We start from the raw sequence: 3,006 nt of genomic DNA, 5'->3' as shown, positions 1-3,006 counted from the left end.
ATGACGCTTGGCTCCAGCTCGCCAGCATCTACACCCAGGTCGTGCCCAACAGCCGCTCGGAAGTTGCATCGGTCGACCAGATGCCGGCCGCGCGCCGCACGATCTTGCTCGCCGAGGCGCCGCGCCGCGTAGAGGTCGGCATCACACCTCATACCCAACGCTACAAAATCCAGGAAGAGAACGCGGGCCTCACTTTCGTGTGGCAGTGCACGCCGCTGCCCGAGCCCGGCACGATCTTCATCGACTATTGGGCGCTGGGGCAGAGGTACACGTTGACCGATGACGGTGCCGGCAAGCTTGTGGGCGCGGGCGGTGGCGCGGTCAACTACCTGACCGGCAGCATCAGCGCCACGCTCAAATCCATCCCCGACATCGGCAGCTCGATCGCACTCACGCATGGTGCCCGTGTGTCGTATACGAACAGGGCAAACCAGGGCGCGGCCATCCGCCCTCCAGAGTACTGCTGGGTCGTGGGCGGCCAGGACGAGGCCACCAAGTACGACCGCATCGTGCCCGGCACTCTGGTCGTCAAGTACACCAGCGCCGGCGTGGTGCGCACGGTCACTGAGGCCGGCACGGGCAAGCTCGCGGGCGATGGCACTGGCATCGTGGATTACCACAGCCGCACCGTGCTGCTACGTCCGACGTATATGCCCGACCCGGGCGCAGAACTGCAGGTCGACTGCAAGTGGGAAACCCTGGTGACTGAGTTCATCAACACAGGCCCGGACGCGGCAGGCTTCGCGGCATTCACTCTTGCGCAGCAGCCCGCAGCTGGCACGCTGCAAATTGAGTGGTGCGTTGCTCGTGCAGTCAGCCAGACCGCCGGCGGCAATCTGACAACGACCACTTCGGTGAAGACAACCAATGTCAATCACATCGTGCAGTGGTCGCCTGTATGGCGCGAGCCGGCATCGCCGGGACAAAACGTCGTGCTCCGTGCCGCATACATATAAGGACCCCTATGCCCTACGACATGGTTTCCCAAGTCGTGTCAATCACGACAACAAGCAATATCAGCGGTGCATCACTGTCCGAGCAGAGCGGCACGACTGCCGACAATCGTTTAGTTTCGATTAAAACTGTGACCGATGATGGCAACGGCCACTTTGCGGCAGGACTCGGCACTGTCGACTACGCCGGCAAACAGGTCTCGCTCAAGATGATCGAGTTCGACCGCCGAACTGAGGCATATCGCAGCGACTACGAGGACTCAAAGCAGTTTTCCGTGGCGACTGGAGATGGGACTGGTGTTTGGCAGGACAACGGAAAAAAGGGAGGCAGCTACGGCACGGCCAGTGTGGGCGAAGAGATGCTCGGAGGTTCCAGCATCGTCGCCCGGTACCGCGTCGGGGCCGGCGTGCCGCGCAGCCACAGCGAGACCTACAAGCCCGCCGAAGTCACGATGGACCTGTGCCCGTACACGTCCCAGCGCATCGTCGAGGGCAGCGTGCAGTTCCGGTGGATGGGGCAGACCTATGTCGACAGCGAGGGCGTGATCTATCGCGGCCGCACGGACACGGACCCGGGCATTGCCAGCGGCAAGATCGACTACGAGGCCGGCATCGTTGGCATGTATGACTATGTCGTAGGCGGGTCTGGAGCAACGGACTTTCAGCTGCAGAGCCTGTGGACGCAAGCCGGGCAATGGTCCACGGCGAGCGTGTTCTTCAACACCGACGCCGCGCCGTTGCGGGCCGGCGCAGGTGGCTTCGTGCTGACCGTGGTCGACACGCGTGGCAACACGTTGACGGCCAATGTCGATGCGCAGGGCAACATCACGGGCTCGCACATGTGGGGCCGCGTTGATTTCAGCCGGGGCGGCGTGCAGCTGATGTTCGGCGACTTCGTGCTCGACTCCGGGCTGACGGCAGAGGACAAGGCCGAGTGGTGGTACAGCGCGACCGATGTCGGTGCTGTGCAGCCTGGCAGGATCTGGCGGCCCTGGCCAGTCGATCCGACCACGCTGCGCTACAGCGCGGTGAGCTATATCTATCTGCCGGTCGACGTGACGCTGATCGGCATCGACCCTGCAGCGCTGCCATCGGACGGCCGCGTCGCGTTTGCCCGGCCGGGCGACACGTGTGTCATCGGCATCACGCATGGCGGCGTCCAGTTTGTGCCCGAAGTGGGCCAGACATTCAACCTGGGCCATCAGCGTTTGTCGTTCGTCCAGGTGCTGGACGCGGCCACGGGCGCAGAGATCCTCACCGGCTACACCGCCGACCTGGACGCCGGCACCGTCAAATTCACCGACCTGGCTGGCTACCCCGCCTCCATCAAAGTCATCGGCCGCACCGAGGTCTACCGGCAGATCGCAGAGGTTCGCATCGACGGCAAGGTCAAGCTCACGCAGCCCGTGGGCTATGCCTTTCCTGCTGGGGCCGTGTTCTCGACCGCCCTGCGCTTCGGTGACCGCTTCGCCCGCGTCTCGCGCGTGTACGACCAGGCGTCTTGGAACGGCACGACCTGGTATGACGGCCTGGACCCGTCCAAGGGCGAGGCCACGGCTACCTACCGGCACAACGATTTTCCTATCGAGGTCTCCAACCTCGGCGCCATCACCGAGCGATGGGCGCTGCGCATCCGGCAAGACGGCAGCACGTTCGACTTGATTGGCCAGCACCTGGGCCAGATCGCCAGTGGCAGCCTCAACGTGGACTTCGCGCCCATGAACAGCGCGGCCGGTGCGCCCTACATGCGTGTGCGTGCCGAGGGCTGGGGCGCCGGCTGGGTCGCGGGCAACGTGGTGTTCATCGACACGATCGGCGCCGAGGCTGCGATCGACATGGTCCGCTGCACACAGCCGTCGAGCCCGGCAGGCATTGATGACCGCTGTTGGATCGTGCAGCGCGGTGACGTGGGCCGCGCGCCCGAGGCTTCGTTTTAAAAATCCATAGAGAGCACATACATGGCATCCCCTGTTGATACCTCCGTCAAGCACTTCCTGAGCACCATGAGCGGCGCCCCCGCACTGAGCGGCACCGTGGGCTCGATGATTGCGCT

The 3,006-nt window shown here is 64.1% G+C and carries 1 protein-coding gene and 1 pseudogene; both read left to right on the top strand.

The features are described 5' to 3' along the window. A pseudogene (locus QZ709_RS02220) lies at positions 1-956 on the top strand (hypothetical protein); the annotation flags it as partial. 8 nt (positions 957-964) lie between these two features. Beyond that, positions 965-2,890, top strand: a complete 1,926-nt coding sequence (locus tag QZ709_RS02215; RefSeq protein WP_294635736.1) for a hypothetical protein — start codon at positions 965-967, stop codon at positions 2,888-2,890. Positions 2,891-3,006 lie beyond the last annotated feature (116 nt).

This window comes from uncultured Aquabacterium sp., assembly GCF_913773725.1.
Classification (GTDB): Bacteria; Pseudomonadota; Gammaproteobacteria; order Burkholderiales; family Burkholderiaceae_C; genus Aquabacterium.
This window is presented reverse-complemented; position numbering and strand designations above follow the sequence as displayed.

Bases quoted from the DNA above. Each gene is read 5' to 3' on its own strand.
- QZ709_RS02215 (WP_294635736.1), top strand. From the start codon at position 965: ATGCCCTACGACATGGTTTCCCAAGTCGTGTCAATCACGACAACAAGC.